5 protein-coding genes are annotated in these 5,183 nt (G+C 71.9%); 2 read left to right on the top strand and 3 right to left on the bottom strand.

Annotated elements, in window-relative coordinates; genetic code table 11:
* Positions 1–72: 72 nt before the first annotated feature.
* The 3 genes from dapF to I0C86_RS30470 all read right to left on the bottom strand — a co-directional run bounded on the left by dapF (position 73) and on the right by I0C86_RS30470 (position 2,712).
* The gene (gene dapF / locus I0C86_RS30480; protein WP_196204770.1) at positions 73–924 is read right to left on the bottom strand and encodes a diaminopimelate epimerase; all 852 of its coding nucleotides are present in this window, start codon (positions 922–924) and stop codon (positions 73–75) included.
* 101 nt (positions 925–1,025) lie between these two features.
* On the bottom strand, positions 1,026–1,940 hold the full coding sequence (miaA, locus tag I0C86_RS30475; protein WP_196204771.1) for a tRNA (adenosine(37)-N6)-dimethylallyltransferase MiaA: 915 nt from the start codon (positions 1,938–1,940) through the stop codon (positions 1,026–1,028).
* Positions 1,941–2,007: 67 nt separating this feature from the next.
* Positions 2,008–2,712 carry a class III extradiol ring-cleavage dioxygenase family protein gene (locus I0C86_RS30470; RefSeq protein ID WP_196204769.1) on the bottom strand — a complete coding sequence of 235 codons (705 nt, stop codon included), beginning with the start codon at positions 2,710–2,712 and terminating at the stop codon, positions 2,008–2,010.
* Between the two features lie 248 nt (positions 2,713–2,960).
* Here I0C86_RS30470 and I0C86_RS30465 point away from each other — a divergent pair, with 248 nt between their 5' ends.
* Positions 2,961–4,169 carry a DUF349 domain-containing protein gene (locus I0C86_RS30465; RefSeq protein ID WP_196204768.1) on the top strand — a complete coding sequence of 403 codons (1,209 nt, stop codon included), beginning with the start codon at positions 2,961–2,963 and terminating at the stop codon, positions 4,167–4,169.
* 585 nt (positions 4,170–4,754) lie between these two features.
* Positions 4,755–5,183 (top strand): cellulose-binding domain-containing protein (locus I0C86_RS30460; protein WP_196204767.1); only part of this gene is annotated, 429 nt, incomplete at its 3' end.

Genomic DNA, 5,183 nt, shown 5'->3' with positions numbered 1-5,183 from the left:
GTCTAGCTGAGATGTAAGGAAGGGCCCCTTCTTATCGCTTTTTGTAGAAGAAGGGGCCCTTCCTAACGCTTGTCAGCCGGCGAGGCCGGTCAGGTTGATTTCGCCGTCGGCGACGAGGACGGCGGGACCGGCGAGCCAGCAGCTCCGCTCGTCCATCGTCACCGTCAGCCGGCCTCCGGGAACGTCCACGGCCACCACCCCGGAGGTCCGTCCGGCGTCGCGCAGCGCCACCGCCGCCACGGCACAGGTGCCCGATCCACACGACATCGTCTCGGCCGAACCACGTTCGTAGACCCGCATCAGTACGTGCAGGTCGGCGCCGTCGACCGGTGGCGCGGAGGCCACGAACTCGACGTTGACGCCGGAGGGGAAGAGCGCCGGGTCGAACCCCGGTGGCCGGGTGAGGTCCAGACCCGCCAGGTCGACACTGGCCGGCAGTACGCAGACCAGGTGCGGGTTGCCGCAGTCCACCGCCGTACCGGCCAGGGTGAGCCCGCCGAGCGTGGCCACGCCGTTGCCGCCGATCCGGGGCGCCCTCAGGTCGACGGAGATCTGCCCGTCCCCCTCCCCCACCACGGCCCGGACCACTCCGGCCCGGGTGGCGATCGGCAGGGTGCCGCCGACGGGATCCGCCAGTCCGGTCGAGATGAGGTACCGGGTGAAGACCCGGACCCCGTTGCCGCACATCTCGGCCACCGAGCCGTCCGAGTTCCGGTAGTCCATGAACCACTCGGCCGTACCGGCGTGTTCGACCGCCTCGGGATGCTTCGCCGCCCGGACCACCCGCAGTACGCCGTCGGCGCCGATGCCGCGCCGTCGGTCGCAGAGCGCGGACACCATCGACGGGGTCAGGTCGAGTTGACTGTCGGGGTCGGGCAGGAGCACGAAGTCGTTGCCGGTGCCGTGGCCCTTGCTGAACTGCACCCGTCCATCATCCCCGAGCCGCCGCCGGCTCCGCCGGCCGCCCTCCGGCGCCGACGTACACCGACGTGGCGCCCGATTCGTCCCTTTCCGGACCCGAATCCTCAATCCGTGCGGTCGAGCGTCGCGAGCGCCGCTCCGAGAAGATCGTCCCGGCCCGCGTCCAGCCACTCGATCCGGGCGTCCCGCCGGAACCAGGATCGCTGTCGGCGGACGAACCGGCGGGTCGCCTGGACCGTGTCGGCCCGCGCCTCGGGCTCCGACAACTCGCCGCCGAGCAGCCGCAGCACCTGCTGGTAGCCGAGGGCCCGGCTGGCCGTCCGGCCGGCGGGAAGGCCCTGGCCGACCAGGGACCGGGTCTCCTCGACGAGCCCGGCCGCCCACATCCGGTCCACCCGGACGGCGATCCGCTCGTCCAACTCGGTGGTCTCCCGGTCGACGCCGAGCTGGACGGCGTCGTACCAGGGGACGGGCCGGGGCAGCGAGGCGGTGAACGGTGCCCCGGTCAGCTCGATCACCTCGAGTGCCCGGACGATCCGCCGCCCGTTGCTGGGCAGGATGTTCGCCGCCGCCGCCGGATCGGCGCCACGCAACCGGGCGTACAGCGGCGCCGCCCCCACCTCGGCCAGCTCCCCCTCCAGCCTCGCCCGCACCTCGGGATCCGTGCCGGGAAACTCGAACTCGTCCAGGACGGCCCGCACGTAGAGGCCGGAACCGCCGACCAGCAGCGGTACCCGGTCACGGGCCAGGATGTCGTCCACCGCCGCTCGGGCCAGTGCCTGGTACGCGGCCACGCTCGCCGGTTCGGTCACCGCCCAGATGTCCAGCAGGTGGTGCGGCACTCCGGCCCGCTCCGCCGGTGTCAGCTTGGCGGTGCCGATGTCCATGCCCCGGTAGAGCTGCATCGAGTCCGCGTTGACCACCTCGCCGCCGAGGGCCCGTGCCAGTTCGATGCTCAGCCCCGACTTGCCGGCGGCGGTGGGACCGACGATCGCGACCACCCTGCCCCGACCGGTCATTACGTCCCTGCTCCGCTCGGTCACGGCGTCTCCCCGCTCTGCCCGGTCGGGCCGGCACATCGGTCGGTCATCCCGGCACTCGGTCCGACCGGACCGGCGTCCAGTTCGCGACAAAGTAGCTGACCCCGTACGGCGCCGCGTAGTAGGACAGGTCGCCCTGCCAGGGCACTCCGGTCCGGGCCACCGCAGCGGCCAACGCCTGCCATGCCGTCCGGCCGGTTACCCGCAACCGCGCCGACAGTTCCGGGTCCAGCCCGAGCAGGGCCGTAGCGTCGGCTCCGGCGAGGGCCGCGGCGACCGCGTCGTCGTACGGTTCGGCGGCCGGATCGTCGTACCCCGGTGACCGCTCGCCCCGGCAGGCCGAGCCGTCGCCCATCACCAGGAGTGCGACTCGGTCGTCCGGTTCCTCGGTCAGGTCACCGCCGATCCGCCGGCATTCGTCCACCGAGGCGTCCGGCGCGATGCTCTGCCCGCCACGGCGACCCCGTGCACCGGCCCGGTGCAGCAGCCAGGCACCGACCAGCAGGCTGAGCGGCAGATCCGCTGGGCCGACCGGTGTACCGGCCGCCCCCAGCGACACGACGCGGTCCAGCCCGTACGGTCGCAGGCTGCCGTGGTCGGACTCCCCGTGCCGAACCGTCCCGGCACCGGGGCCCAGTACGAGAATCGTGTCCGGCCCGGTGGCCAACAGCCGGCCGATGACGTCGGCACAGGCGGTACGGAGACCGTCCAGTTCACGGGCCGCCGCACCGGCGAGCTCCGGAATGATCATTGGCGGATTCGGGCAGATGGCTGCGGCGACCAGTGGCACGCGTCCACCGTAGCGGGCAGCGGACTGTACACCCGGAAGCCAGGCGATCCGGGTGCGGTCTAGGACACCGTATGGTCACGGTCGACGATAGGCGCTCGACGCGGACCGGGTTGGACCTGTGACAATGCCGGGAGAAACTTCGCTGCGCCGTGGCGGCGACCGCCGGGGACCCCCAACCCCGGTAGCGCCGGGAGAACGAGGATGGGCTCATGAGTGACTGGACTGCCTTTGGACGGGTGGATGCGGACGGGAACGTCTACGTCAAGACGGCCGAGGGCGAGCGCGTGGTCGGTTCCTGGCAGGCCGGAGCACCGGAAGAGGGCCTGGCTCACTTCGCCCGCCGCTTCGCCGACCTGGTCACCGAGGTCGATCTGACCGAGGCCCGGCTCAACTCGGGGGCCGCCGACCCGTCCGGCTCGCTGGCGACCATTCGCCGGCTGCGCGGCTCGCTGGCCGAGGCGCATGTGGTCGGTGACCTCGACGCGCTCGCCGCCCGGCTGGACCGCTTGACCACCCTGGCGGAGGGCAAGGTCGGCGAGGCGCGGGCGGCCCGGGAGACCGCCCGGGCAGAGGCGGTGAGCCGGAAGACCTCGCTTGTCGAGGAGGCGGAGAAGTTGGCCGCCGAGTCGACCGGGTGGAAGACCGCCGGCGACCGGCTCAAGGAGATCCTCGACGAGTGGAAGACGATCCGCGGCGTCGACAAGAAGACCGACGGTGAACTCTGGAAGCGGTTCGCCGCCGCCCGGGACGGCTTCACCCGGCGCCGGGGTGCACACTTCGCCACCCTGGACGCCCAGCGTAAGCAGGCGCAGGCGGCCAAGGAGGAGTTGGTCGTCGAGGCCGAGTCGCTGGCCGACTCGACGGACTGGGCGGCCACCGCCAACCGGCTCCGGGATCTGATGGCACAGTGGAAGGCCGCGCCCCGCGCCTCGAAGGAGGCCGAGGAGCGGCTCTGGGAGCGATTCCGGGGGGCTCAGGACAGCTTCTTCTCCCGGCGCAGCGAGGTCTTTACCGCCCGGGACGCGGAGCAGCGCGGCAACCTGGACCGCAAGCAGGCCCTGATCGCCGAGGCCGAGGCGCTGGACATCGAGGGTGACCCGCGCGGCGCACAGGCGAAACTCCGGGAGATCCAGGGCCAGTGGCACGAGGCTGGCCGGGTGCCCCGCGAGGCTGCCGCCAGCCTGGACCGGCGGTTGCGCGCGGTGGACGACAAGGTCCGCCAGGCCATGGACTCCGCGTGGCGCCGGACCGAGCCGTCGGCCAACCCGCTACTCACCCAGATGCGTGACCAGGTCGCCGAGGCCGAGCAGCGACTCGAGCGGGCGAAGGCCGCGGGTGACGCCAAGCGGATCCGCGAGGCCGAGCAGGCCCTGACCGCCAAGCGCCGGTTCCTGGAGCTCGCCGAGCAGGCGAGCTGAGTTCACGGACCAACCCCGGTACCCCGGCCGGCACCGTCCATCCGCGACGGTGCGGCCGGGCCGACCGGGGACCGACGGTCGGCGCCGACCGGGACCGACAGCTAGGCCGACCGGGACCGACAGCTAGGCCGGCCGGAACCGACAGCTAGGCCGGCCGGGACCGACAGTTAGGTCGACCGGAACCGACAGCTAGGCCGGCCGGAACCGACAGCTAGGCCGGCCGGAACCGACAGCTAGGCCGGCCGGAACCGACAGCTAGGCCGGCCGGAACCGACAGCTAGGCCGGCCGGGACCGACAGTTAGGTCGACCGGGGGGCGACGGGCGGCACGGTCGGCGCTGACGACTCGTGCCGGCGGCCCGTACCGACGGCCGGGCCGGGCGATCGTCAGCCGTTTACAAGCATTGAGAATCGTGATTTCATTGTCCGGAAAGCGCTTGCCTAGGCAACAGCAAGCGCGGGGGCCATCGTCTCGAACACGGCTTGGATCCGCGGCGTGGACCAGCCGGTCTCCGGAACCGCCGGGCACGGACTCCGGACTCGATCGGCGGAGCGCGCGTCGCATCCGGACGACAAGGAGAGCACGATGCTCGTACGACGGCGCCGGACGGCGCTGATCCTCACCACTGCCGCTGCCACTGCCGCGCTCGCCGGAGTCGGGGTCATCACCGCCGTCTCCGCCCACGCGGCGGTCGGCTGTTCGGTCAACTACTCGGTCGCCTCCCAGTGGCAGGGTGGATTCGGCGCCAACGTCACGATCACCAACCTCGGTGATCCGCTCAACGGCTGGACCCTGCGCTGGTCGTACTCGGCCGGGCAGCAGGTGACCCAGGCCTGGAACGCGACCGTGACGCAGAGCGGCAGCCAGGTCACCGCCACCAATGTCGGCTACAACGGCAACATCGGCACCAACGGCACCGCCTCGTTCGGGTTCAACGGCACCTGGAACTCCAGCAACCCGGCACCAGGCAGCTTCAGCGTGAACAACGTGGCCTGCACCGGAGCTGTCTCTTAT

It is taken from the genome of Plantactinospora alkalitolerans (assembly GCF_015690345.1).
Lineage (GTDB): Bacteria > Actinomycetota > Actinomycetes > Mycobacteriales > Micromonosporaceae > Plantactinospora > Plantactinospora alkalitolerans.
The sequence above is the reverse complement of the archived record's forward strand: the minus strand, read 5'-3'. Positions and strand labels throughout refer to the sequence as shown.

Excerpts from the sequence above, each read along its gene's own strand:
- miaA (WP_196204771.1), bottom strand. The coding sequence starts at position 1,940 with ATGACCGGTCGGGGCAGGGTGGTCGCGATCGTCGGTCCCACCGCCGCC.
- I0C86_RS30470 (WP_196204769.1), bottom strand. The coding sequence starts at position 2,712 with ATGATCATTCCGGAGCTCGCCGGTGCGGCGGCCCGTGAACTGGACGGT.
- I0C86_RS30465 (WP_196204768.1), top strand. The coding sequence starts at position 2,961 with ATGAGTGACTGGACTGCCTTTGGACGGGTGGATGCGGACGGGAACGTC.